Origin of the sequence: Marinomonas sp. BSi20584 (assembly GCF_002792415.1) — a bacterium.
Taxonomy (GTDB): domain Bacteria; phylum Pseudomonadota; class Gammaproteobacteria; order Pseudomonadales; family Marinomonadaceae; genus Marinomonas; species Marinomonas polaris.
In genome coordinates this window covers 225,133-249,730 of record NZ_KZ454868.1, presented here as the reverse complement: position 1 = coordinate 249,730, position 24,598 = coordinate 225,133, and the positions used below count along the sequence as shown (strand labels likewise).

Genomic DNA, 24,598 nt, shown 5'->3' with positions numbered 1-24,598 from the left:
AAAGTGATATGGCGTTTATATCCTTATCGGCGGCGGTGTTAGCTGGTGGAAAAGCAGAGCGAATGTCGCGTCAGGACAAAGGTTTGCTGTTGTTTCAGAATGAGCCTATGGCCTTGTCAGTAGGGCGAGCTTTACAGCAGGTTGCTGAAAGAGTGTTTATTAATGCCAACCGAAATTTTGAAGCTTATGCAAAGCTTGGTTATGAAGTAGTTGTCGATGAGCTATGTCATCAAGGAAAAGGGCCTTTGTCTGGCTTATTAACTTGTTTGGCCTTTGCTAAAACATCGCATTTATTGATCTCACCTTGCGATACGCCTCGCATTAGCTGTGAAGCTTTTGCAAAACTAAAAGAAGCCAGCTTATTGTCACCAGAGAGAATCTATTATTTAAGAGGAACTTCGGGGGCTCATCCTTTGCATGCTATCTTACCTGTTGAAACTGCGTTTGCTGCCCTTAAGTGCTTTTTAGGAGAGGGGCAACGTTACAGCGTATTAGGCTTTTATGATATGTTTGGTTGTCAGTCTGTTGCTTGGGACAATGCTGCAGAGTTACTCAATGTTAATACACCTGACGAGTTGGCCTAAGCTCTGCTTATGTTGGTATGTATCTCTTAGGATTGGCTCATGGATTCGATATCTAGGCGATAAGACTCACCGTCTTCTTTATGCTCCATTTTGACCAGTAAATAGTCAAATTTTGGCACAAACCAAAAAGAGGTTCTTTTACCTTTTTCTAGATTATCGGTTCTGATGATTTTAATTGCAGAGACTCGGCCAAGCTTAGTGTCGATGGTTTCCATTTTTTCACGTTCAAAGCGCCAGTTTTTAATGTAACCGCCATCGGCAATCTGATAGTCGAATTCGTTTTTACCCATTTTGAGATCTTGTCTAACTTGCAACTGAATAGATAGTTTGTCTAATGTTTTGGGTGGTATCGTAAGGTTCCAAGGTTTGTCTTTTACATCATTATGGACAAGCTTGTTTTCCCAATCAAAAGTGAGTACCGCGCTTCTTTTTTTTCCTAGAGCCGAGCTATGATATTCGTATTTGGCAGGAATTATTTGATGGTCTTCAACGTAGAAAATTGATGATTCATTAAGCGAGGCGATCATGCTGTCTGCTGTAAATACAAACTGCCACGAATTGTCTGCTTTTTTAGATAAGGTCTGTTTGCCTTCCACTTTTAGGCTAATGCCTTTTTTCCAGATCGTGCTGTAAACAGCAGAGTAAGGTTTCAGGAAGGTTTCTTGTGGTTTTGTTTCAGTAGCATTTGCTTTTATTGAAGAAAAAGAAAGTATGGGAATACTCATAAAAATGGCCATTAAAAACATTGGAATTTTACGAGTTCTCATACTTTCTCCTACATCATGTTAGTGCTTCGTTATATAAAATGCCGCTTTCAGGCAGTGCATTCTTATCAAAAAAAGCCTTTCCGTCATGGAATGTTAATCTTTCTTCACTGAACCATTTAACCGCCAGTGGGTAGATAATATGTTCTAAACAGTGAACTTTACTAGCTAAAGTTTCTGCTGTTTCTTCTTGCGCTATTTCTGTACTCGCTTGAAGAATAACAGCGCCAGCATCTAGTTCTGGACTAACAAAGTGTACCGATACTCCATGCTCTTTTTCGTTTGCATCAATAGCACGCTGATGCGTATTTAAGCCTTTGTACTTTGGAAGCAAAGAAGGGTGAATGTTTAGCATTCTACCTTCAAAATGTTTCGCAAAGGTTTCAGTTAGAATACGCATAAAACCAGCGAGAACAACCAATTTTGGTTGGTATTGATCGATAAGCGCTTGCAGCTCAGTATCAAATTCTTCTCGACTATCAAACGACTTATGATTAAGTGTGTGCGTTGGAATGCCTGCTAGCTTGGCACGCTCTAAACCATAAGCTTCTGCTTTGTTGCTAATAACAGCGCAGATCTTGATATTGAGTAGTCCTTGCAAGCTTTGATCTATCAAAGCTTGCAAGTTGCTGCCGCTGCCAGAAATTAAGACAACGATCGGATAACTCATGCCTGCGTTTCTAGATCAGAGATTAAAACCTCTTTTCCGCCGTTGCGAGGGCAAATGTCACCGATGATCCAAGCATTTTCACCTTCAGCTTTCAGAATGGCCAATGCCTCGTCTGCTTTTGCTGCATCAATAGAAAGTACCATGCCGACACCGCAGTTTAAAACACGGTACATTTCTTCTTGCTTAACATTTCCTTGTTCTTGCAACCAATCAAACACAGCAGGACGTTTCCAGCTAGTTGCGTCGATACGAGCTGCTGCATCTTCAGGAAGAACGCGAGGTATATTTTCAAGTAAGCCGCCACCAGTAATGTGAGCTAGTGCATTCACAGAAATGGATTCCATTAATTTAAGAATGGATTTGACGTAAATACGAGTTGGCTCCATTAGCGCATCTTTCAAAGCAACACCGTCGATATCTTGATTAAGATCCGCTTTGCTTACTTCAAGGATTTTACGAATAAGTGAGTAGCCGTTTGAATGTGGGCCAGATGAGCCTAAAGCAATCAATTTGTCGCCAGCTTTTACTTTGCTGCCGTCAATGATGTTTTCTTCTTCAACCACGCCAACACAAAAGCCAGCTAGATCGTAATCGCCGTCATGGTACATGCCAGGCATTTCGGCGGTTTCACCACCAACAAGTGCACAGCCTGCTTGTAGGCAGCCTTCACCAATGCCTGTCACAACGTTTGCAGCCACATCAACATCTAGCTTGCCAGTTGCGTAGTAATCTAGGAATAATAGTGGCTCAGCACCAGCTACTACTAGATCGTTAACGCACATAGCGACGAGGTCGATACCAATAGTGTCATGTTGGTTAAGGTCCATTGCTAGACGAAGCTTAGTACCAACACCATCGGTGCCAGAAACAAGAATGGGGTTTTTGTATTTTGTTGGAAGACGTGTCAAAGCACCAAATCCACCCAGACCACCCATTACTTCAGGGCGACGAGTTTTTTTGCTTACGCCTTTAATACGTTCAACAAGTTGATTGCCTGCGTTGATATCAACGCCTGCGTCTTTATAACTAATGGATGGTTTATCCGACTTGGTCATTGCCTATGCCTTATCATGGTACGAGGAAAAAAAGGCATTTTAGCATAGTGGCGCATTAGGGCTATGGTTCTTTGCAATTAAGACAGTAGAATAGGCAAATAAACGAAGGAAGGGTTATGAATTCTCGTATATTTTTACTACTAATCAGTGTTTTTTGTATTTCGCCAGCCAATGCTGTCCCTGTTCAGGGGCTTTATAGTGCTGAAATTAACTTGCCAGTGACGCAATCTGAGGCACAAATGCTAAATGAAGCATTTGGTTTGGCTGCTGAAGATGTGCTGATAAAAGTATCGGGCGATAAAAATGCCATTACTGGTGATCTGTTGGAGCAAGCTAAAAAGAAAGCGCCAACTTGGGTGGCGCAGCATTCTGTTGCATCGCTTAGCGAGTTGTTGCCTTCAGATGATGGGCTGGTTCCTGGTAAGCAAGTTAAAGTGACTTTCTATCAAGAATCTATTGATGGCTTTTTGTCGCAGAGTAACTTGCCAGTTTGGGGGGATAATCGACCTTCTGTCTTAGTTTGGTTGGTAAATGAAAATAATGGCGTTAGGGCTCTGTCTGGTTCAAAAGAGCCATCTGATGCATTAAATAAATTAGCACAATCTACAAGTAAAATAGGTGTGCCTATCTATGCACCTTTGCTTGATGATGTTGATAAAAGAAGTCTTTCTGCATCAGATGTTTGGGGTTTCTTTGAAGACAGCATAATGAATGCAAGTAAGCGTTATCAGACAGATTCTGTGGCTGCTTTGAGAATAAGTAATTACGCAGGTCAAGTTGGTGGTAATTTGCTGGTGTTGTTAAAAAATGGTGAGACAGAGCGATTTGTTTTACGTGGTGAGAATCTTAATGATTTAATTGATCAAGCGAGCGCATATTTGGCTAAAGCTTTTTCTTCTCGTTATGCTTCAGTACGTAATAGTGGCTCAGCTAGCAAGATTAATATTCAAGTGGTAGGTGTTACTAACTACAGCATTATGAATAAAGTGCAGTCCTATTTAGAAAGTATAGGTGTAGTTCGCGATGTAACTTTGGTCCAAGTGGATGGTGAAAAAATAGAGTTTTCGATTGAAATTGATGGTGACAAGCAAAAATTGTTTAACAGTATATCGCTGAGTCGGTTGTTAATTAATGCGCCGTTAAATGCTTTAGATCCTGATGCAAATCGAGTTGTGTCTTATCAGTATAGTGGAGTGAATTAAATGACAGATCTATTGGATGAAAAAGTTATAGAGCGAGATTTTTTTGCTCGTCCAGTGGAGGAGCAAGGCGATTTCTTAGCACAAACTTGGTGTAATCACTGTATGGAAGTGGACTTAGGTATGACTAACCCTAAGGAGTTTGAAAGTGAAGATAGAGTTTGGATAGAAGGTGATTGTGTTAAGTGTGGTAATTCGACTGTGACTGAAATAGTTGAAGACGATGAAGAATAACGCTTAGTTCTAAAGCAAATTTTAGACATAAAAAACCGCGCTTATTGGCGCGGTTTTTTTTAATGCATTAGTCTAATGAATTATTTTTTAACAGGGTAATCGCGTTTAGGCTTACCAATATATAATTGACGAGGGCGGCCAATTTTATATGGTCCACTGATCATTTCGTTCCAATGAGAAATCCAGCCAATGGTACGAGACATAGCAAAAATCACAGTAAACATACTGGACGGAATGCCAATTGCTTTCATAATGATGCCTGAATAGAAATCCACGTTAGGGTAAAGCTTACGCTCTACAAAGTATGGATCTTCTAGTGCAATTTGCTCAAGGCGTTTTGCAATTTTTAGCAATGGATCATCAGACTGACCTAGTTCTGCCAATACTTGGTCACAGGTTTCGCGCATAACTTTTGCACGTGGGTCAAAGTTTTTGTAAACACGATGACCGAAGCCCATCAATCTGAATGGATCATTTTTATCTTTTGCTTTAGCAATATATTCATCGATATTTTCAACATCACCGATTTCTTCTAGCATTGTCAGTACAGCTTCATTGGCGCCGCCATGAGCAGGCCCCCAAAGTGTTGCAATGCCCGCTGCAATACAAGCAAACGGGTTAGCGCCAGATGAACCAGCTAAACGTACAGTAGATGTAGATGCGTTCTGTTCATGATCCGCATGAAGAATGAAAATTCTGTCCATTGCTTTAGCAAAAACAGGATTAACTTTATAGTCTTCACAAGGCGTTGCAAACATCATATACAAGAAGTTCTCGGCATAAGATAGGTCGTTACGTGGGTACATAACAGGCTGATCTTTCGAGTACTTGTAACAGATCGATGCCAAAGTCGGCATTTTAGAAATTAGGCGAAAAGCCGCAATTTCACGATGCTTCGGATTGGTGATATCCATGTGGTCTTGGTAAAAGGCTGATAATGCACCCACTAGGCCGCACATAATAGCCATAGGGTGAGCATCATTTCTAAAGCCTTCGATGAATTTGTGCATCGATTGGTTCACCATAGTGTGCTTGCCAACCGTTTTTTCGAATTCGGCTTTTTGATCTTTATCAGGAAGCTCCCCATAAAGTAACAAATAGCATGTCTCTAGGTAATCTGAGTGTTCTGCAAGTTGGGCGATTGGGTAGCCACGATGCAAAAGGATTCCAGCGTCTCCATCTATGAACGTAATAGAGGATTCACAAGAGCCGGTAGACATAAAGCCTGGATCGTAGGTGAATACACCGTTAGCGCCTAGGCCTCGAACGTCGATAACGTCTGTGCCTAAAGTGCCTGAAAGAACAGGAAGTTCGATAGTTTTATCGATCCCGTCCACTTTGAGTGTCGCTTTTTTATCAGCCATTTATGGTCTCCTTCGTATTCTGATTCGGGGCTATTAAGTTATTGTTTGACTCTATCTAGCCCAGAAGGTGCGGAAAAAATACTGTCTCTAGACTATAAAAGTCAATCTTGTTCATTTGCACTCTATTTACATTGTGGTGCGTAATTTTGTAATTATCTGACAAAATCGTAATATGGGCTAAAGTCAAGGTGTAGTTGGTTTTTATCTATCTTTTTGATATATATGGATTTTATGTGTTTTTTGTGGGTAATAAATTATGTAATTTTATACCATTATTGTTTCGGCTTATGGTTACATTCATTTGCTGAATGGTGACCATTGAAAACCTCTTGTTCAGTCTATTTGTCTTAGTATTTTTGGCTGGTCTATAATTGCGCCTCAGACGATTTCATTGATTTGCTGATGCTAATGGATAAAAGAGAGTCGCTTTTAAACATTTGTTTGCAAATCGATGAGATTTTCAAAGTAGGCCTATGACGTGGTTACGTTACTCTTTTTTAAGGTTTATGTAAGCACGTATAGACATTGGGTCGTGATTGACCATTCAATCGATAAGATGGTGTAAAAAGTCGTGAATAAAAAAAGACCAGTCAACCTTGATATTTTAACCATATCTCAGCCAGTCACAGCAATCGTGTCTATTCTTCACCGTGTAACAGGAATCATCCTTTTTGTAGGATTGGCTTTCTTGTTTTATGCATTCGATCTTTCTTTGGAATCTCAAGAAGGTTTTGATCAGGTGGTTAATGCACTGCAAACTAGCTTTCTAGTAAAGTTTGTTATTTGGGGTGTTGTTTCTGCGCTGATGTACCACTTCGTAGCGGGTGTAAAACACTTGTTCATGGATATGGGGTATTTTGAAGAGTTAGAAAGCGGACGTCATGCTGCTATCGCAAATATTGTGATTGCTGCGGTTCTTATTGTGTTAGCGGGAGTGTGGATATGGTAACTCAAATCACAAGTTTTGGACGTTCAGGCCTTTATGACTGGATGATGCAGCGAGTTTCTGCTGTAGTTTTGTCTTTATACACAGTTTTTATTATCGGTTATTTGTTGCTAAATCCTGATCTTACATACGACCAGTGGAGTGCTTTGTTTGAAGCTACATGGATGCGTATATTTAGCTTGATGGTGCTTTTGTCTATTGGTATGCATTCTTGGATTGGCTTGTGGTCTATTTCTACTGACTATATTAAAGCAACCGGTGCTCGTTTCTTTTTTCAATCTCTATGCGGTCTTGTAATGTTTGTTTACATCGTATGGGGTGTTCAGGTTCTTTGGGGGCTATAAGTAATGGCAAATATTCGTACTATTTCTTTTGATGCCATTGTTATCGGTGGCGGCGGCGCAGGTATGCGTGCAGCGCTTCAGTTAACTGAATCTGGTTTGAATACCGCATGTGTTACTAAAGTATTTCCGACTCGTTCACACACTGTATCGGCACAAGGTGGTATTACCTGTGCGATTGCAAGTGATGATCCAAATGATGATTGGCGCTGGCACATGTATGACACCGTAAAAGGGTCAGATTACATTGGTGACCAAGACGCAATCGAATACATGTGTTCTGTTGGTCCTCAAGCAGTTTTTGAACTTGAGCATATGGGTCTACCATTCTCTCGTACAGAGCAGGGTCGTATTTACCAGCGTCCATTTGGTGGACAGTCTAAAGACTTCGGTAAGGGTGGTCAGGCTGCCCGTACTTGTGCTGCTGCTGACCGTACAGGTCATGCTCTTCTTCATACGCTTTATCAGGGTAACCTTAAAGGCGGCACGACATTCTTGAACGAATGGTATGCAACTGATCTTGTGAAAAATAGCGAAGGTGCGGTTGTTGGTGTTATTGCAATCTGTATCGAAGATGGTGAAACCGTTTACCTTAAAGCCAAGGCAACTGTTATTGCGACTGGTGGTGCTGGCCGTATTTACCAATCTACTACCAATGCCCACATCAATACAGGTGATGGTGTGGGTATGGCATTGCGTGCTGGTTTCCCAATGCAAGATATGGAAATGTGGCAATTTCACCCAACAGGAATTTACGGTGCAGGTACACTTGTAACTGAAGGTTGTCGTGGTGAAGGTGGTTACTTAATCAATAAAGACGGTGAACGCTTCATGGAGCGTTATGCTCCAAACGCAAAAGACCTTGCTGGTCGTGATGTTGTTGCTCGCTCAATGGTTCTTGAGATTTTGGAAGGTCGTGGATGTGGTCCTGATGGCGATCACGTATTGCTTAAATTGGATCATTTGGGTGAAGAAACGTTGAATAAACGTCTTCCTGGTATTCTTGAGCTTTCTCGTACTTTTGCTCACGTTGATCCAGTTAAAGAGCCAATTCCAGTTATTCCTACTTGTCACTACATGATGGGTGGTATTCCAACCAATATCGGCGGCCAAGCAATTAAAATTAATGAAGCAGGTGAAGAGACGATTGTTGATGGTCTTTACGCTTGTGGTGAGGCTGCATGTGTATCTGTACATGGTGCAAACCGCCTTGGTGGTAACTCGTTACTTGATTTGGTTGTATTTGGGCGTGCTGTTGGTATTCAAGTTAAAAAATCTTTGGATGAAGGTTTTGAGTCATTGGATGCTGCAGATACTGATATTGAAAAGGCGTTGGTTCGTCTAAATCGCTTGAATAACACAACAGGTGGCGAAAGTGTTTCTGCGGTTCGTGCAGACCTTCAGCGTGTAATGCAGCTCTACTTCGGTGTATTCCGTGATGGCGAAGCAATGCAGAAAGGTTTGGCTCAACTTAAAGACATTCGTACTCGTGTTGAGAACTTGCACCTTGAAGATAAGAGTCAAGCCTTTAATACTGCTCGTATTGAAGCGCTTGAACTTGAGAACCTACTGGAAGTTGCTGAAGCTACAGCGATTCCTGCTGAATTCCGTAAGGAAAGCCGTGGCGCTCATGCGCGTAATGACTTTACTGAACGTGACGATGAAAACTGGTTGAAACATTCTTTGTTCCACCCAGCTGATAAGAAAGTGACTAAGCGCGATGTAAACTTCGCGCCAAAAACTATGGAAGCTTTCCCACCTAAAATTCGTTCATACTAAGGAGTTGTGTCAATGTTAGTTAGTATTTATCGCTACAATCCTGAGAAGGACGACGCTCCTTATATGCAGGATTATGAAATTGAGTTGCCAGAAGGTAAAGACCTAATGGTGCTTGATGTTTTAAACTTGTTGAAGGCTCAAGATTCTAGTATTTCGTACCGTCGTTCATGCCGTGAAGGTGTGTGTGGTTCAGATGGTATGAATATGTCAGGTAAAAATGGTCTAGCTTGTATCACACCAGTTTCAGAAGCAGTTAAAAAAGGTAAGTTGGTATTACGTCCACTTCCTGGTTTGCCTGTGGTTCGTGATCTTGTTGTAGATATGGGGCAATTTTATAAGCAATATGAGAAGATTCGCCCATTCTTGATCAATGATGCGCCTGCACCAGCAATTGAGCGCTTGCAAAGCCCTGAAGAGCGTGAAAAGCTTGATGGACTTTACGAATGTATTCTATGTGCTTGTTGTTCAACTGCTTGTCCATCTTTCTGGTGGAACCCAGATAAGTTTGTTGGGCCATCAGGTTTGTTGCAAGCATATCGTTTCTTGGCTGATAGTCGTGATACGGCAACCCAAGAGCGTCTTAGTGATTTAGATGACCCTTTCAGTGTCTTCCGTTGCCACGGTATCATGAACTGTGTGAACGTTTGTCCTAAAGGGTTAAATCCTACTAAGGCAATTGGTAATATCCGTACTATGCTTTTGCAGAGAGCGACCTAATAATGCTCCGTGTGGTTCATAATGGTAATTTGATGTGACCACCGAAAGTAGGCGGCTTGAATATTGATTCAATGCCGCCGTTTTTGCATATTCTAATGTAGAGAATGTAACAAAAAGAATTTAAAATTCGATCTTTACGAGCAAGGATGCACTAAGAAAAGCCACTAACTCAGTGATTATGGATTCAAAGGGTTTTGTTTAATTAAATGAAACGCTTTTAGTGGCTTAGTATTGAACGTAAAAGGGCGAAAGTAGCTGGAAATAAACAAAAAATCGAGGCTTTAATAGCCTTACGGGCCTGATAAAATGATCGATCTTAATCATAGGTTGATACCGGGACCCCGGTAGCTGGCTCGAACATAAGGGTGATCGAGAATGCACGAAAGTTTAATGGAGTTGCTGTGGAGCACCTCTCATTTTTCAGGTGGAAACTTGGAATATGTTGAAGGGTTGTTTGAAAGCTACCTCGTCGATCCGAACTCTGTGTCGGAAGAATGGCGTAAATGTTTTGATCAATTGCCTCGCGTAAGTGAAGCGCAATCAACTGATCTTCCTCATTCAGTGATTCAAGAACAGTTTTTACAGATTGGTAAGAACAAGTTCCGCTCAATGCCTGTTTCTACAGGCGTAGTGGCTAGTTCTGCACATGAGCAAAAACAAATTAATGTCTTGCAGTTGATTAATGCTTATCGCGTACGCGGGCATCAACATGCAACACTTGATCCGCTTGGATTGCAAAAACGTGAGAAAGTTGCCGACCTAGATATTGGTTACCACCAATTAACGGGCGCTGACTTAGATACAACATTCAATGTAGGTTCTTTGTTCTTTAACAAAGATTCTCTTAAATTAAGTGAAATTGTATCCGAGCTTGAAAAAACTTATTGCGGAAGCATAGGTTATGAATTCATGCACATTGTTGATACGCAGGAAAAAGCGTGGCTTCAGCAGCGTGTAGAATCTGTTCGTTCTCATCCAGAATACTCACAAGAAACTCGCGAAAACCTACTTGAGCGTTTGACTGCGGCTGAAGGCTTAGAGAAATATCTTGCTAGCCGTTACCCAGGTGCAAAACGTTTTGGTCTTGAGGGTGGCGAGAGTTTGATCCCTATGGTGAATGAATTGATTCAGCGTTCTGGTGCACTCGGTGCTAAAGAAGTTGTGATCGGTATGGCTCACCGTGGCCGTCTAAACGTATTAGTTAATACTCTAGGCAAAAACCCTAAAGACTTATTTGATGAGTTTGAAGGTAAAAAATTAGTTAACACTTCAGGTGACGTTAAATACCACCAAGGCTTCTCTTCTAATGTGATGACGGCTGGTGGGGAAGTTCATATAGCCCTTTCTTTCAACCCATCGCATTTGGAAATCGTTTCTCCTGTTGTTGAAGGTTCGGTTCGTGCTCGTCAAGATCGTCGTAAAGACACGACAGGTAAGACTGTTGTTCCTATCTCGATTCACGGTGATGCTGCTTTTGCTGGTCAAGGTGTGGTTATGGAGACATTCCAGATGTCTCAAACTCGTGCTTATCGTACCGGCGGTACAGTACATATCGTAATCAACAACCAAGTTGGCTTTACTACCAACCGTCAAGAAGACTCGCGTTCTACTGAATATGCGACAGATGTTGCTAAAATCATTCAAGCGCCTATCTTCCACGTTAATGGTGATGATCCTGAAGCGGTATTGTTTGTTACACAGCTAGCATTAGACTACCGTTACGAGTTTGGTCGTGATGTTGTGATTGACATGGTTTGTTACCGTCGTCGTGGTCACAACGAAACAGACGAACCTTCTGGTACTCAGCCACTAATGTACAGTGTAATCAATAATCTGAAAACAACGCGTACTCTTTACTCAGAGCGTCTAGTTGCAGAGTCTGTTGTTACGCAAGAAAAATCTGATCAAATGGTTATTGAGAATCGTGAAGATTTAGACAATGCTCGCCATGTTGCGAAAAGTCTTGTTCTTGAGTCTCAGACTGGTTCATTTGTTGATTGGAAGCCTTATCTTGGTGTTGAATGGACTGATGCAGGTGATACAACATACCCATTGGCTAAATTGCAGGAAGTCGCTAAGAAATTAACGAATATTCCAGATGGTGTGGTTGTTCAGCGTCAAGTTCAAAAGATTTACCAAGACCGAGATAAAATGACAGCGGGTGCTTTACCTCTAAACTGGGGTTACGCAGAGACGTTAGCGTTTGCAACTTTGCTTGAGCAAGACTATCCGATTCGTATTACAGGTCAGGATTCTGGTCGTGGTACTTTCTCGCATCGTCATGCGGTAATTCATAGCCAAAAAGATGGCAGTACCTATATTCCTCTGAAACATTTGTCAGATGATCAGCCTACGATGGATCTCTATGACTCTTACCTTTCAGAAGAAGCGGTATTGGCCTTTGAGTATGGTTATGCAAGTACTTCACCTAAAGGCTTGGTTATTTGGGAAGCACAGTTTGGTGACTTTGCCAACGGTGCGCAGGTTGTAATTGATCAATTTATTACTAGTGGTGAACACAAATGGGGTCGCCTATGTGGTTTGACTATGCTGTTGCCACATGGTTACGAAGGCCAAGGTCCTGAGCATTCTTCAGCACGACTAGAGCGCTTCTTGCAGCTTTGTGCTGAATACAATATTCAGGTTTGTGTTCCGACGACACCTTCACAAATTTTCCATATTATTCGTCGTCAAGCGATTCGTCCTATGCGTCGTCCGCTGATCATAATGTCTCCTAAGAGTTTGTTGCGTCACAAACAAGCAATTTCGACATTAGAAGACTTGGCGGAAGGAAGCTTTAAAACAGTCTTACCAGAATCATCTGAAGCTGTTACTGCGGATAAAGTAAAACGCATTGTCCTATGTAGCGGTAAGGTTTATTTCGACTTGATTAACCGTCGTGAAGAGCTACAAAAAGATGATGTTGCTGTGATTCGTTTGGAGCAATTGTATCCGTTCCCATATGCAGACCTTGAGTCTGAGTTAGAACAGTACAAAAATGTTGATAGCTTGGTTTGGTGTCAAGAAGAGCCGAAAAACCAAGGTGCTTGGCATGCCAATCGTCACCGTATGAATCGAGTATTGGAAAAATTGTATCCAGAATTGAAAATCCGCTTTGCAGGTCGAATTTCGTCTGCTGCGCCAGCGGCTGGTTACATGTCTATCCATGTTGAAGAACAAGAAGCGCTGGTCAACGACGCATTAGTTGGTTAGTACCATAGCCTGTCAGAGAGATAAGGGTATAAAATGAGCATTGAAATTAAAGCACCTACTTTTCCAGAATCTGTAGCAGACGGCACCGTTGCTACTTGGTACAAAAAGCCAGGCGAAGCCTGTGCTCGTGATGAACACATTGTAGACATCGAGACAGATAAAGTTGTCTTAGAAGTCGTTGCACCTGCTGATGGTGTGCTAAAAGAAATTTTAAAAGCGGAAGGCGACATCGTATTGAGCGATGAAGTGTTGGCTATTTTCGAATCTGGTGCAGCAGCTTCTGCCGCTCCAGCTGAAAAAGCAGCAGCTCCTGCAGCTGCAGCTGCCACTTCTTCTTCAAATGAGACTGTTCAAATTAAAGCACCGACTTTCCCTGAATCTGTTGCTGATGGTACGGTTGCTACTTGGTACAAACAGCCAGGTGAAGCTTGTTCACGTGATGATCATATTGTTGATATCGAAACCGATAAAGTTGTTCTAGAAGTCGTAGCGCCTGCTGATGGTGTGATTGGCGAAATCTTGAAAAACGAAGGCGATACTGTTCTTAGTGACGAAGTTCTTGCTAACTTCTTGGTTGGTGCATCTGGCGCTGAAGCGGCATCTGTTCCAGCAGCTTCTACTTCTGCTGCAGAAGCAGACGAAGACGGTGTTGCAGGTCCTGCTGCTCGTAAAGCACTTTCTGAGGCAGGTCTAACTGTTGCTCAAGTTAAGGGCACAGGCAAAGGCGGTCGTATTACTAAAGAAGATGTTGACGCTGCTGTTAAAGCAAAATCAGCAGCTCCTGTTGCCACTCCTGCAAAAGCTGCTCCTGCACCAGCTCCTAAAGCTGCAGCTACACCAATGGCAGCACTAGGCGCTGAAGGCCGGATCGAAAAACGAGTTCCTATGACTCGTCTTCGCGCAACTATTGCTAAGCGTTTGGTTGAAGCTCAGCAAACTGCTGCTTTATTGACGACTTACAATGAAGTGAACATGGGTCCAATCATGGAACTTCGTAAGAAGTACAAAGATGAGTTTATCAAAGCTCATAACGGTACTAAGCTTGGTTTTATGTCGTTCTTCGTGAAAGCGGCGACTGAAGCACTTAAACGTTTCCCTGCAGTAAACGCATCTATCGATGGCAATGACATGGTCTACCATGGTTACCAAGATATCGGTGTTGCTGTTTCTACTGATCGTGGTTTGATGGTTCCTGTTCTTCGTAATACTGAAGCAATGGGTCTTGCGGATATCGAGTCAGCAATCATGGATTTCGCGCTTCGTGGTCGTGATGGCAAACTGGGTATGGATGACATGCAAGGCGGTACTTTCACTATTACTAATGGTGGTACTTTCGGTTCTTTGCTTTCTACGCCAATCATCAACCCACCGCAAACGGCTATCTTGGGTATGCACAAAATCCAAGAGCGCCCAATGGCAGTGAATGGTCAAGTTGTGATTCAGCCAATGATGTATTTGGCCTTGTCTTATGATCACCGTATGATTGACGGCAAAGAAGCCGTACAATTCTTGGTAACGATCAAAGACTTGCTTGAAGACCCAGCACGTCTTTTACTTGAAATCTAAGTATTCGTACCAACTATTTTGTATGAATTGAATGCTGAGTGGCATTGTGTGTGCTGCTCAGCTTGACTGAAAAATGGGACCTCTTATGTCTGATAAATTTGATGTTGTTGTAATTGGTGGCGGCCCTGGCGGCTATGTAGCCGCTATCCGAGCTGCTCAGTTAGGTTTGAAAACAGCCTGTATCGAAAAATGGTTAGACAAAGATAGCAAGCCTCGCCTTGGCGGAACTTGTTTGAACGTTGGCTGTATTCCTTCTAAAGCGTTGTTAGATTCTTCACAAAAATACCATGATGCAAAAGACGCTTTTGGCGTTCATGGTATTAGTATGAAAGATGTCGCTATGAATGTTGATACTATGGTTGATCGTAAAGACAAAATCGTAGATCAATTGACAAGCGGTATCACAGGCCTTTTCAAAGCGAATGGCGTAACTAGCTTTGAAGGTTTCGGTAAAGTTCTAGCGAACAAAAAAGTAGAATTTACTGCGCATGACGGTACTGTGACTGTTATTGAAACTGAAAACGTTATTCTAGCAACGGGTTCTGTGCCAGTTAACATTCCACCGGCTCCTCGTACTGGCGATATTATCGTTGATAACGAAGGTGCTCTTGATTTCCGCGCTGTACCAAAACGTCTTGGCGTTATCGGTGCAGGTGTAATCGGTCTAGAACTTGGTTCTGTATGGGCTCGTCTAGGTTCTGAAGTTGTTGTGCTTGAAGCGCAAGACTCTTTCCTAAGCCTTTGTGACCAAGACCTTGCTAAAGAAGCGGCTAAAATCTTCAAGAAACAACATCTTGATATTCGTCTTGGCGCTCGCGTTACTGGTAGCCAAATCAATGGTGAAGAAGTTGAAGTAACTTACCTTGATGCTAAAGGCGAAGAGCAGAAGCAGACATTTGACAAGTTAATTGTTGCTGTTGGTCGTAAACCATTCACTCAAGGTTGTTTCTCTGAAGACTCTGGTGTGAAATTGGACGAGCGTGGTTTTGTCTTTGTTGATGAGCAATGCCGTACTTCTGTTCCAGGCGTATACGCGATTGGTGACATCGTTCGTGGTCCAATGTTGGCTCACAAAGCATCAGAAGAAGGTGTGATGGTTGCGGATATTATCGCTGGCCATAAAGCACAAATGAATTATGACTGTATTCCATCTGTTATTTATACTCATCCAGAACTAGCGTGGGTTGGTAAAAATGAGCAAGAGCTAAAAGCAGAAGGTGTCAAGTTTAAAGTGGGTAAATTCCCATTTGCAGCGTCTGGTCGTGCTATGGCGGCTAATGACACTGATGGTTTCGTTAAAATGATTGCTTGTGAAGAAACTGACCGTATCTTAGGTTGCCATATTATTGGTGGTCATGCGGCTGATTTGATCGCACAAGCTGTTATTGCAATGGAATTCGGTTCTACAGCAGAAGATATTGCTTTGACTGTATTTGCTCACCCAACAGTAAGTGAAGCAGTTCATGAAGCAGCGCTAGCGGTAGATAACCACGCGATTCATATCGCAAACCGTAAAAAGCGTTAATAAATTAGATTTGCCGGCTTCGAGCCGGCAATTTCTGTCTTAGCGGGCAGAGCTTATGTCAATCATTCAGATGAGCGGAAGAATCAAATGAACTTACATGAATATCAGGCTAAACAGCTTTTTGCTGAATACGGCCTGCCAGTATCTACAGGATACGCAGTAGACACGCCTGAAGCGGCAGTTGAAGCAGCGAAAAAAATTGGTGGTGACAAGTGGGTTGTTAAAGCTCAGGTTCACGCTGGTGGTCGCGGTAAAGCGGGCGGTGTAAAGCTTGTTGATTCTTATGAAGAAGTTGCAGCGTTTACACAAAACTGGATAGGCAAAAACCTCGTTACTTATCAAACAGATGCAAAGGGTCAGCCTGTTACTAAGATTCTTGTTGAATCATGCACTGACATTGCAAACGAATTGTACCTAGGTGCAGTAGTTGACCGTTCTACTCGTCGCGTTGTTTTCATGGCGTCTACAGAAGGCGGTGTTGAAATTGAGAAAGTTGCTGAAGAAACTCCAGAACTTATTCACAAAGCGATCATTGATCCTTTAGTTGGCGCTCAGCCTTACCAAGCTCGTGAATTGGCATTTAAATTGGGTCTTAACCCAACTCAAATCAAGCAGTTCACTAAAGTTTTCCTTGGTTTGTCTCAAATGTTCCACGACTACGATTTCGCACTTCTTGAAATCAACCCTCTTGTTATCACAGAAGAAGGTAACCTTCATTGTCTAGATGGCAAGATTGGCATCGACAGCAACGCTGTATACCGTCAGAAGAAAATGCAAGAGTTCCACGATCCATCTCAAGAAGATGAGCGTGAAGCACATGCAGCTAAATGGGAACTTAACTACGTAGCTCTAGACGGTAACGTTGGCTGCATGGTAAACGGTGCCGGCCTAGCAATGGGTACTATGGATATCGTTAACCTACACGGTGGCAAACCTGCTAACTTCCTAGACGTAGGCGGCGGTGCGACTAAAGAGCGTGTTGCTGAAGCATTCAAAATCATCCTTTCTGACAGCAATGTTAAAGCGGTATTGGTTAACATCTTCGGTGGTATCGTTCGTTGCGATATGATCGCTGAAGGTATTATCGGTGCTGTTGAACAAGTAGGTGTTAACGTGCCTGTTGTTGTTCGTCTTGAAGGTACTAACGCAGAGAAAGGCCGTGAAGTTCTAGCAAATTCTGGTCTAGACATCATCGCTGCAACAAGTCTAAAAGACGCTGCTGAACAAGTTGTTAAAGCTGCGGAGGGCAAATAATAATGTCTGTTTTAATAAACAAAGATACTAAAGTAATCTGTCAAGGTTTCACTGGCGGACAAGGTACGTTCCACTCTGAGCAAGCAATTGCTTACGGAACGAAAATGGTCGGCGGTGTTACTCCTGGTAAAGGTGGTCAAACTCACCTAGGTCTACCCGTTTTTAACACAGTTAAAGAAGCTGTTGAACAAACAGGTGCAGAAGCTTCTGTTATCTACGTTCCAGCTCCTTTCTGCAAAGATTCTATCCTTGAAGCAGCTAATTCTGGTATTAAACTAATCGTTTGTATCACTGAGGGTGTTCCGACTCTTGACATGCTTGACTGTAAAGTTAAATGTGACGAGCTAGGCGTACGTCTAATTGGCCCTAACTGCCCAGGTGTTATCACACCAGGTGAATGTAAGATCGGTATCATGCCTGGTCACATTCATATGCCGGGTAAAGTAGGTATCGTATCTCGTTCTGGTACGTTGACTTATGAAGCTGTTAAGCAAACTACTGATGCTGGCTTCGGTCAATCTACTTGCGTAGGTATCGGTGGCGACCCAATCCCTGGTACTAACTTCATCGACGTATTGGAAATGTTCCAAAACGATCCACAAACTGAAGCGATTGTTATGATCGGTGAAATTGGTGGTACTGCTGAAGAAGAAGCTGCTGCTTACATCAAAGCAAACGTGACTAAGCCTGTTGTTTCTTACATTGCTGGTGTTACTGCACCTGCTGGTAAGCGTATGGGTCACGCTGGCGCGATCATTTCTGGCGGTAAAGGAACAGCTGACGAGAAATTCGCAGCTCTTCAAGACGCTGGTGTTAAAACTGTTCGCTCTCTAGCGGACATCGGTACTGCACTTAAAGAAATCACTGGCTGGTAAGCTAGTATTTTAAAGTGTTACTGATTATAAAATCCCTGCTTCGGCGGGGATTTTTTTGCTTTGTAGGTACGTAAGTAGGTGTCAAAAATGAAGTGTCCTTTTTGTTTGACTGATAATGGTTGTGCACTCGATGATAGCCAGACTTGTTGGTGTTTTAATGTCATAGTGCCTGACGATATGGTGGCGCTTATTCCATCACAACAAAAAGGTAGCGTTTGTGTTTGTCTGCAATGTATTGAGTTTTATAGCACCGATAAACTAGGCTTTTTAAAAGCATTTAGCTTTGATTAAAATGCTCTCTATTTTTTGAGATGATTTGTCGCGAGCACATTAGTATCTTGTTATGTGTTTTAACAACAATAAAAAAGGAATGAGGTGATGAGTGAAGCGTTAAAAAACTCTATTTATGACATTACTGTGATTGGTGCGGGTATTGTTGGGCTTTCGACGGCGTGGCAGTTGCTTCAGCGCTATCCTAAATATCGTATTTTACTGGTCGAAAAAGAATCCGAAGTAGGGTTGCATCAAACAGGACACAATTCTGGAGTGATACATGCGGGTGTGTATTATGCGCCAGGTAGTCTTAAGGCTGACTTTTGTCAGCGTGGCGCTAAAGCGACTAAGGCTTTTTGTCTCCAGCATGATATTGAGTTCGACGAATGTGGTAAGTTATTGGTTGCGACGAATGCGCTTGAAGAAGAGCGTATGGAGGCCTTGTACTTACGTTGTCAGGATAATGGCTTGGAAGTGCATAAGTTAGATCAAGCTCAGCTAAAAGAGCGTGAGCCGAATGTGAAGGGTGTTGCTGCCTTGTTTGTTCCTTCCACCGGGATTGTTAGTTATCGGAAAATTTGTCAAAAGCTAGCTGAGCTATTTGTGCAAAAAGGCGGAGAGTTACGTTTAAGTACTGAGGTGATGAATTTAGATGAAAGCCATGAGCGTGTTGCGATTACACTGAATAACGATGTTGTCCATACATCTTATCTTGTGAGCTGTGGTGGCCTTATGGCTGATCGTTTAACTAAAATGCTGAATATTCCAACCGATTTTCAGATCATTCCTTTTCGTGGTGAGTATTATCAATTATCGGCGAAACATAATCAGATTGTTAATCATCTAATTTATCCGATTCCTGATCCAGATTTACCATTTTTAGGTGTGCATCTTACTCGAATGATTGATGGCTCAGTGACGGTTGGCCCTAATGCTGTGCAGGGATGGAAGCGAGAAGGGTACGGTCGAATCAATATTGATTTGCGTGATATTTTCGATATGGTGCGTTTTCCAGGTTTTTGGAAGTTATTAAAGAGTCATTGGCGAACTGGGTTGGTAGAGACCAAAAATTCTTGGTATAAGCCCGGCTATTTAGCTCAAGTCCGAAAGTATTGTGATCTTGTTTCCTTAGATGACCTGCAAGCTTATCCTGCTGGAATTCGAGCGCAAGCTGTTATGAATGACGGTAGTTTGGTGCATGACTTTCTATTTGCTCAAAGTGCTCGGACATTGCATGTCTGTAATGCGCCTTCACCAGCAGCTACCAGTGCGTTTCCTATAGGCACTTATATTATCGATAAACTCGATGAGCAAATCTCGCCTGTTTAGTACGAAAGCATTGTGAAATAAAGGTGGCTTAGTTTGTGCTTTGTAAGTGTTTCGATATAGAGTGGTAGGTAATCGTAACAATCACTGATAAGGAATAAGTATGACTGGTTTAAAGAAAAATCTAGGCTTTACTCATTTGGCGCGAGGCATTGCAGCTGCGCTGCTTATTACTCAAGTTACAGCGTGTGGTACTTTGCTTTATCCAGAGCGTCGCGGTCAAACAAATGGTCAAATCGATGTGGGTGTTGCTGCATTAGATGCTATTGGCCTGTTGTTTTTCTTTGTCCCTGGTGTTGTGGCGTTTGGTGTCGATTTCATTACAGGCGCTATTTATCTGCCAGGCGGTGGCATGGCGAGCTTGACAGAGGATGAGTTGAATTCGATCAAGAATGGTCCAGATTCAATAGATGTTGAGAAGTTTAAAACTGTGATGGCACAGCGTAATGATATTAAATTGCCGGAAGGTACTTATACAGATCAATTGAATGTGGTGGCTATGTCGTCTACTCAGTCTCTTAAAACAGCAATGAGTATGTCTAACGAACGAGTAGCTTTTGCTCAATAGTATGAATTCAGGTTTAGATCTTAAAACTAAAAGATGGATTCTTTAGCTTTAAGATCTAGCACTATTTGATTGCATAGGCTTTATAAACAGCTTTTTTCATGGTCACGATATCTTGGTGGTGTTGTAGTGTTATCAGTTTGGCTTTTGTTTTAAAAATACCTTCCCAAATATTATCAGCGATGCTGATGGATTCCCCCTGTATTTGTATTATCAGCGTAACATCATGCTTCCGAACGAGAGCGGATATTTCACTTGGTGAAAATACGGTTATGCCGTGAACTTGAGTACGATTATTCCAAGGCTCATCGTCAATAAACGCGATAATCTCAATAGGTTGTTCGGCGTATTTGTTGTTGTCGAGTAGGGACTTCGACAAGGAAAAGCACAGATAATCTATTCCAATAAAAATAACCTTTTTGGGCATGGCTTTACGTCGGAAAAATTGCCTAAAAAAATGAGTTAGTTGAATCATCTCTAATTAAACCGTCTTGGTATAGCGCTGCTTTGGTCTACCACCGGTTTTGTAATCTAGTGTCATACTTACTTGGCCTTGGGCTTCTAAGTACTCAAGATAGCGTCTGGCGGTAATGCGGCTAAGATTGATTGCTTCACCTATGTCTTCTGCAGTGAATGGACTGTCATCGTTTATGGTTTCTAGATATTGGGTGAGTTTATCTAAGGTGTTTTCATCAATACCTTTTGGTGTTTTTCGGCTACCGGCGAGCGTCGCGCTTTTTCTAAATAAGGCATCTATGTCTTGCTGATCAATTTTATCGTTTTTGGTAAGGCGTTTTTTAAAGTCTAAATAATCGTCAAGGGCCTGTAACACACGAGACATTCGAATGGGTTTTACAAGGTAATCCATCACACCAAGCTGAATAGCTTTTTCGATAGTAGTAGTTTCTCTTTCCGCCGTGGTCATTATGAAAGCGGCTTTGATGCCTTTGCTTTTTAATGATTGTACTAGATCAATGCCGCTACCATCAGGTAGGGAAATATCGACCATAATGAGTTCGGGGTCAAAAGCCTCTGCTTTTAACTCTGCTTCTAGCTGGCTTTCGCAAGCGGCGACGACATAAAAATCTGTATGTTGATTGATGGTGTTTTCTAATACGTAGCTAGCACGTAGATCATCTTCCACTATCATGACCGGAATGCGATTCATCTTGTTAGCGCTCGTTTGTCTAAGTAAATACTAAACACAGTGGTATTAATCTCACTGCGTTCCCAATCAAGGCTGCCGTGATATTGATCGACAACTTTTTTGACCAAATAAAGCCCAATACCATGCTGTTCAGTGTTGTGTTTGCTGCTCACACCAAAGTCTAATATTCGACTTTCTAGTTTCTCATCTACGCCAGCACCGCTGTCTTCGATTTGAATCATAATGTGGGCATTTCGGTCACTAATATACAGTTTAACAAAAGGTGGTGTAAGTAATCTGTTGGACCAAGCGGCTAGCAAGGCATTGTCTATTAAGTTTCCTACTAGTGTAACCAATGCTTCATTGGTTCTTGAGGGGTATCGACCAAGCTGGCAATCACTTTCGATCAGCATATCGACTTTTAAGTCCTTGGCCTTATTGTGCTTGGCGAAAATTAGTCCTGCCACAGCACTGTTTTCAATAGTTTTAATAATACGTCTTAGTACGATTTGATCGCCGTCACTTTCTTGCTGAAGAAACTCGATGGCATCATCATAGCGTTCTGCTTGTAACATGCCGGAAAGTACATTTAAGTGATTGGAATATTCGTGAGTTTTAGCGCGTAATAAGTCGGCATAGTTTTTTGTTGCTGTTAGTTCTTGTTCTAGTGATTTTTCCCCATGATCTGGGAAAAATACAATGACGTAACCTACTTCGCCCTTTTTTCCTTTAATAGGGTACAGGGTTGCAATGAATTCTAGCTTACCTAAATTAAATCGGTTTTGTGTTATTTGTCCTTTGGCTTCTAATGCAAAGTGAGAAAGGCTTTGTGATTGTTCGCTCAATGGTTTGCTTACAACTTGTGTTGCACTAAGCACATTCATTGTTAGCCATTCAATTGCCATGCTGTTGATAGCGGTGATGTTTTGCTCATGGTCGATAGCAACAATACCATCACGAATGCTATCTAAAATTAACTCATGTTCCTTAAATTTCTGAACTATTTCTTCTGGTTCTAAGCTCAAAAAAGTTCGTTTGAGTTTAAGAATCAAAAAGCCGGCAATAACAACACCAAGAAGATAAACAAAGCCGACTAATAGTCCCGCTTCTTGTAAATGTTTAAAAATTAGTTCACTGGTGGGTTGGGATAGATAGCCTATGCTAATAGCACCAATGATTTGGCCATTTTTTCGTATGGCGACTGAATTCCGAATGGCTTTCCCTAGCGTACCCACTGCGACTTTTGTGTAATCTTTACCTTGGTTAAGCGCTTGGTAAATATCATCACCAACAAAGTGTTTACCGACTCTTTCTGGTTCTGGGTGGCTTAAGCGAATGGAGTCTTTATTAACAACAACAATATAAGAGGCATCGGTTTGGGCGCGAAGCATTTCTATATAGACTTCGATATCACTTGCCTTACCTTGATTGCTTAATTCGACGGCCTGAATCACTCTTTCATTGTGTGCAATCACGTGACCCAGCTCTAGACCTCGTTGGCTAATGCCATCTAGATAGGTTTTTTGCAGAGAATAGCCTAGCACCACACCAACCGCTAACACAATAATGGTAATAGTCGAAATTGTGATTAAGGCGAGGTAAGACTTGAGTGTCATATGCGCTTCATTACTAATGAAAAAATAAGAGTCGCGATTATACAACATACAGAGGAAGTGCTAAACAAAAGGGAAAAGCCATAATGGACTTTTCCCTTTTGTTTGATAATTGACCGTAATATAACCCGTCTTTTGGATTAAGCGATCGCTTGAACCACTAGGGTCGCAAGAATTAGCATGAAAGCGCCGCCAATTCGAGAAGAGATTTGCGCAAAAGGCATTAGCTCCATGCGTTTGCTTGCCGCAAGAACCGCTACGTCGCCCGTACCACCCATGTTTGCCATGCAAAGGCCACCAGTAATAGCCGCTTCGATAGGGTAGAATCCCATCAACCAGCCAATCAAACCAGCGCCAAACACGGCACCAAGCACTGTGATTAACACAAGCAAGAAGTACATAGGAGACAAGGCGTCAAGAATTTGGTTTAGATCTGTATAAGCAACACCAATACCGACTAACAATGCAGGTGTTAAGTTACCAACAACAAATTTATACCAAGAGAACGCGGCTTGCTCTAATGCTTTTGGCATGATGCCAGACACTTTGATGATCGCGATAGATAGGATCATTAGAGCGTAGGTGTGCATGCTGATGTAATTGGATAGCAAAGTACCAAGGAAATACATGCTTACCGCAAGTAAGGCGCCAACACCTAGTGTCGTTATATTCAATGGTGATGTTTTTTGATCTTCTTCCTCGATCGATTTTTGACCGCGAATTAGCTGTCCGTTGCCAGTAAGACTTGGTGCTACTTGACCAAGTTTGTGTAGCAAACCGGCCATAACAATGGCAATAGCATTACCAATAGCTAGCGCTGGAACCATTTGAGACATCAAAGCTTCAGAGCTCATGCCTGTTTTACCTGACATGATTTCAACAAGAGGCACAGCACCTGCGCCCATACCGCCACCCATAATAGGCAGAGCAATCAGCATTACTGAATCGTAGAAGTCTTTACTAACCAGCATACCAACTAGACCAGTAAATATGCAGGCAAAAAAAGCAGAGCCAAGGATAACTGGGATGTATTTTAACGCTGCTTTTTTAAGTGTTTGAGTATCCATACCGAATATAGAACCGGTAACCAAACTAGCAACATAAAAAGATAAAAAGCCACCGCTCTTCATGAAGGTAGTTATATTATTTTCTGCGCTGGATGGGAAAAGGCCGCTATGAAATAGGTAGGCAGAACCAAAAATAACCACGATGGCACCACCACCGAAAAATTGGTTAATAATCGGTGTTCTGTCCCCAACGTAATTAAGGATAAAACCAACAATAACCATAATACCTAAAGCACCTATCATTCCGCCTGGCATCATGCCTGCAAAGGTGGCTAATAAAATAGTGATGGCGGCAATAGCTAATATAATTTTACTGGTACGTTGGTCTTGCGGCGTCATGACATCATTAGTGATCATTATAAACTCTCTTTTTTTTTGCTTGTTTTGATTATTCGCCGCAGTCTACCAACCTTCGTTATAAGCGGAAGTTACTTTTCCTTTAATGAAACTAAAAACTAGTTTTGAAACTTTTGTAATGATGATGTTGGTGTCATTTTGCACAATTAGCTGTTTGTTTTGTC

23 protein-coding genes are annotated in these 24,598 nt (G+C 42.1%); 15 read left to right on the top strand and 8 right to left on the bottom strand.

The annotated features are described in order from the left end of the window. Nucleotides 1–8: 8 nt before the first annotated feature. Nucleotides 9–584 carry a molybdenum cofactor guanylyltransferase gene (locus tag TY87_RS01190; RefSeq protein WP_072839966.1) on the top strand — a complete coding sequence of 192 codons (576 nt, stop codon included), beginning with the start codon at nt 9–11 and terminating at the stop codon, nt 582–584. A 26-nt stretch (nt 585–610) separates the two neighbouring features. Here the strand turns inward: TY87_RS01190 and TY87_RS01185 are convergent, their stop codons facing one another. Genes TY87_RS01185 through purM form a run of 3 tightly spaced genes read right to left on the bottom strand, consistent with a single transcriptional unit; the run spans nt 611 to nt 3,073 of the window. Then, nucleotides 611–1,351, bottom strand: a complete 741-nt coding sequence (locus TY87_RS01185; protein WP_100185697.1) for a DUF3108 domain-containing protein — start codon at nt 1,349–1,351, stop codon at nt 611–613. 13 nt (nt 1,352–1,364) lie between these two features. Continuing rightward, on the bottom strand, nt 1,365–2,018 hold the full coding sequence (gene purN / locus TY87_RS01180) for a phosphoribosylglycinamide formyltransferase (protein WP_100185696.1): 654 nt from the start codon (nt 2,016–2,018) through the stop codon (nt 1,365–1,367). Continuing rightward, nucleotides 2,015–3,073, bottom strand: a complete 1,059-nt coding sequence (purM, locus tag TY87_RS01175) for a phosphoribosylformylglycinamidine cyclo-ligase (protein WP_100185695.1) — start codon at nt 3,071–3,073, stop codon at nt 2,015–2,017. The genes purN and purM overlap by 4 nt, the downstream gene beginning before the upstream one ends. 116 nt (nt 3,074–3,189) lie before the next feature. Here purM and TY87_RS01170 point away from each other — a divergent pair, with 116 nt between their 5' ends. Together TY87_RS01170 and TY87_RS01165 are read left to right on the top strand one after the other, a co-directional pair. Next, nucleotides 3,190–4,275, top strand: coding sequence for a DUF2066 domain-containing protein (locus TY87_RS01170; RefSeq protein WP_072839970.1), 1,086 nt, complete (start codon nt 3,190–3,192; stop codon nt 4,273–4,275). Then, nucleotides 4,276–4,506, top strand: a complete 231-nt coding sequence (locus tag TY87_RS01165) for a hypothetical protein (RefSeq protein WP_072839971.1) — start codon at nt 4,276–4,278, stop codon at nt 4,504–4,506. It begins immediately after the preceding gene. An 80-nt stretch (nt 4,507–4,586) separates the two neighbouring features. Here the strand turns inward: TY87_RS01165 and gltA are convergent, their stop codons facing one another. Continuing rightward, nucleotides 4,587–5,870 (bottom strand): citrate synthase, encoded by a 1,284-nt coding sequence (gene gltA, locus TY87_RS01160; protein ID WP_072839972.1) that lies wholly within the window; start codon nt 5,868–5,870, stop codon nt 4,587–4,589. Nucleotides 5,871–6,441: 571 nt separating this feature from the next. Between gltA and sdhC the strand changes: the two genes are divergently transcribed. The 12 genes from sdhC to TY87_RS22585 all read left to right on the top strand — a co-directional run bounded on the left by sdhC (nt 6,442) and on the right by TY87_RS22585 (nt 20,253). Beyond that, entirely contained in the window at nt 6,442–6,819 is a 378-nt protein-coding gene (gene sdhC / locus TY87_RS01155) for a succinate dehydrogenase, cytochrome b556 subunit (protein WP_072839973.1), read from the top strand. Continuing rightward, nucleotides 6,813–7,160 carry a succinate dehydrogenase, hydrophobic membrane anchor protein gene (gene sdhD, locus TY87_RS01150; RefSeq protein WP_072839974.1) on the top strand — a complete coding sequence of 116 codons (348 nt, stop codon included), beginning with the start codon at nt 6,813–6,815 and terminating at the stop codon, nt 7,158–7,160. The genes sdhC and sdhD overlap by 7 nt, the downstream gene beginning before the upstream one ends. Nucleotides 7,161–7,163: 3 nt before the next feature. After that, the gene (sdhA, locus tag TY87_RS01145) at nt 7,164–8,936 is read left to right on the top strand and encodes a succinate dehydrogenase flavoprotein subunit (RefSeq protein WP_072839975.1); all 1,773 of its coding nucleotides are present in this window, start codon (nt 7,164–7,166) and stop codon (nt 8,934–8,936) included. A gap of 12 nt (nt 8,937–8,948) precedes the next feature. Further along, complete coding sequence (locus TY87_RS01140; RefSeq protein WP_072839976.1) at nt 8,949–9,653, top strand: succinate dehydrogenase iron-sulfur subunit; 705 nt, start codon at nt 8,949–8,951, stop codon at nt 9,651–9,653. A gap of 375 nt (nt 9,654–10,028) precedes the next feature. After that, nucleotides 10,029–12,866, top strand: coding sequence for a 2-oxoglutarate dehydrogenase E1 component (locus TY87_RS01135; protein WP_072839977.1), 2,838 nt, complete (start codon nt 10,029–10,031; stop codon nt 12,864–12,866). A gap of 33 nt (nt 12,867–12,899) precedes the next feature. After that, entirely contained in the window at nt 12,900–14,432 is a 1,533-nt protein-coding gene (odhB, locus tag TY87_RS01130) for a 2-oxoglutarate dehydrogenase complex dihydrolipoyllysine-residue succinyltransferase (protein ID WP_100185694.1), read from the top strand. Between the two features lie 85 nt (nt 14,433–14,517). Continuing rightward, the gene (gene lpdA, locus TY87_RS01125) at nt 14,518–15,957 is read left to right on the top strand and encodes a dihydrolipoyl dehydrogenase (RefSeq protein ID WP_072839979.1); all 1,440 of its coding nucleotides are present in this window, start codon (nt 14,518–14,520) and stop codon (nt 15,955–15,957) included. 87 nt (nt 15,958–16,044) lie between these two features. Then, nucleotides 16,045–17,211, top strand: a complete 1,167-nt coding sequence (gene sucC, locus TY87_RS01120) for an ADP-forming succinate--CoA ligase subunit beta (RefSeq protein ID WP_072839980.1) — start codon at nt 16,045–16,047, stop codon at nt 17,209–17,211. Between the two features lie 2 nt (nt 17,212–17,213). Continuing rightward, a complete protein-coding gene (gene sucD, locus TY87_RS01115) occupies nt 17,214–18,086 on the top strand; it encodes a succinate--CoA ligase subunit alpha (RefSeq protein WP_072839981.1) in 873 nt (290 codons plus the stop codon). Nucleotides 18,087–18,173: 87 nt separating this feature from the next. After that, on the top strand, nt 18,174–18,377 hold the full coding sequence (locus TY87_RS01110) for a cysteine-rich CWC family protein (RefSeq protein ID WP_100185693.1): 204 nt from the start codon (nt 18,174–18,176) through the stop codon (nt 18,375–18,377). Between the two features lie 87 nt (nt 18,378–18,464). Beyond that, on the top strand, nt 18,465–19,688 hold the full coding sequence (gene lhgO / locus TY87_RS01105) for an L-2-hydroxyglutarate oxidase (protein ID WP_100185692.1): 1,224 nt from the start codon (nt 18,465–18,467) through the stop codon (nt 19,686–19,688). A 100-nt stretch (nt 19,689–19,788) separates the two neighbouring features. Next, nucleotides 19,789–20,253 (top strand): hypothetical protein, encoded by a 465-nt coding sequence (locus TY87_RS22585; protein WP_198432015.1) that lies wholly within the window; start codon nt 19,789–19,791, stop codon nt 20,251–20,253. Between the two features lie 61 nt (nt 20,254–20,314). Here the strand turns inward: TY87_RS22585 and TY87_RS01095 are convergent, their stop codons facing one another. The 4 genes from TY87_RS01095 to TY87_RS01080 form a co-directional block, all read right to left on the bottom strand. After that, nucleotides 20,315–20,677 (bottom strand): nucleoside-diphosphate sugar epimerase/dehydratase, encoded by a 363-nt coding sequence (locus TY87_RS01095; RefSeq protein ID WP_232617031.1) that lies wholly within the window; start codon nt 20,675–20,677, stop codon nt 20,315–20,317. Nucleotides 20,678–20,731: 54 nt separating this feature from the next. Next, nucleotides 20,732–21,418 carry a response regulator gene (locus TY87_RS01090; protein WP_084122395.1) on the bottom strand — a complete coding sequence of 229 codons (687 nt, stop codon included), beginning with the start codon at nt 21,416–21,418 and terminating at the stop codon, nt 20,732–20,734. Beyond that, the gene (locus TY87_RS01085) at nt 21,415–23,013 is read right to left on the bottom strand and encodes an ATP-binding protein (RefSeq protein ID WP_232617030.1); all 1,599 of its coding nucleotides are present in this window, start codon (nt 23,011–23,013) and stop codon (nt 21,415–21,417) included. The genes TY87_RS01090 and TY87_RS01085 overlap by 4 nt, the downstream gene beginning before the upstream one ends. Before the next feature lie 137 nt (nt 23,014–23,150). Continuing rightward, nucleotides 23,151–24,434 (bottom strand): 2-hydroxycarboxylate transporter family protein, encoded by a 1,284-nt coding sequence (locus TY87_RS01080; protein WP_100185690.1) that lies wholly within the window; start codon nt 24,432–24,434, stop codon nt 23,151–23,153. Between the last annotated feature and the right edge of the window lie 164 nt (nt 24,435–24,598).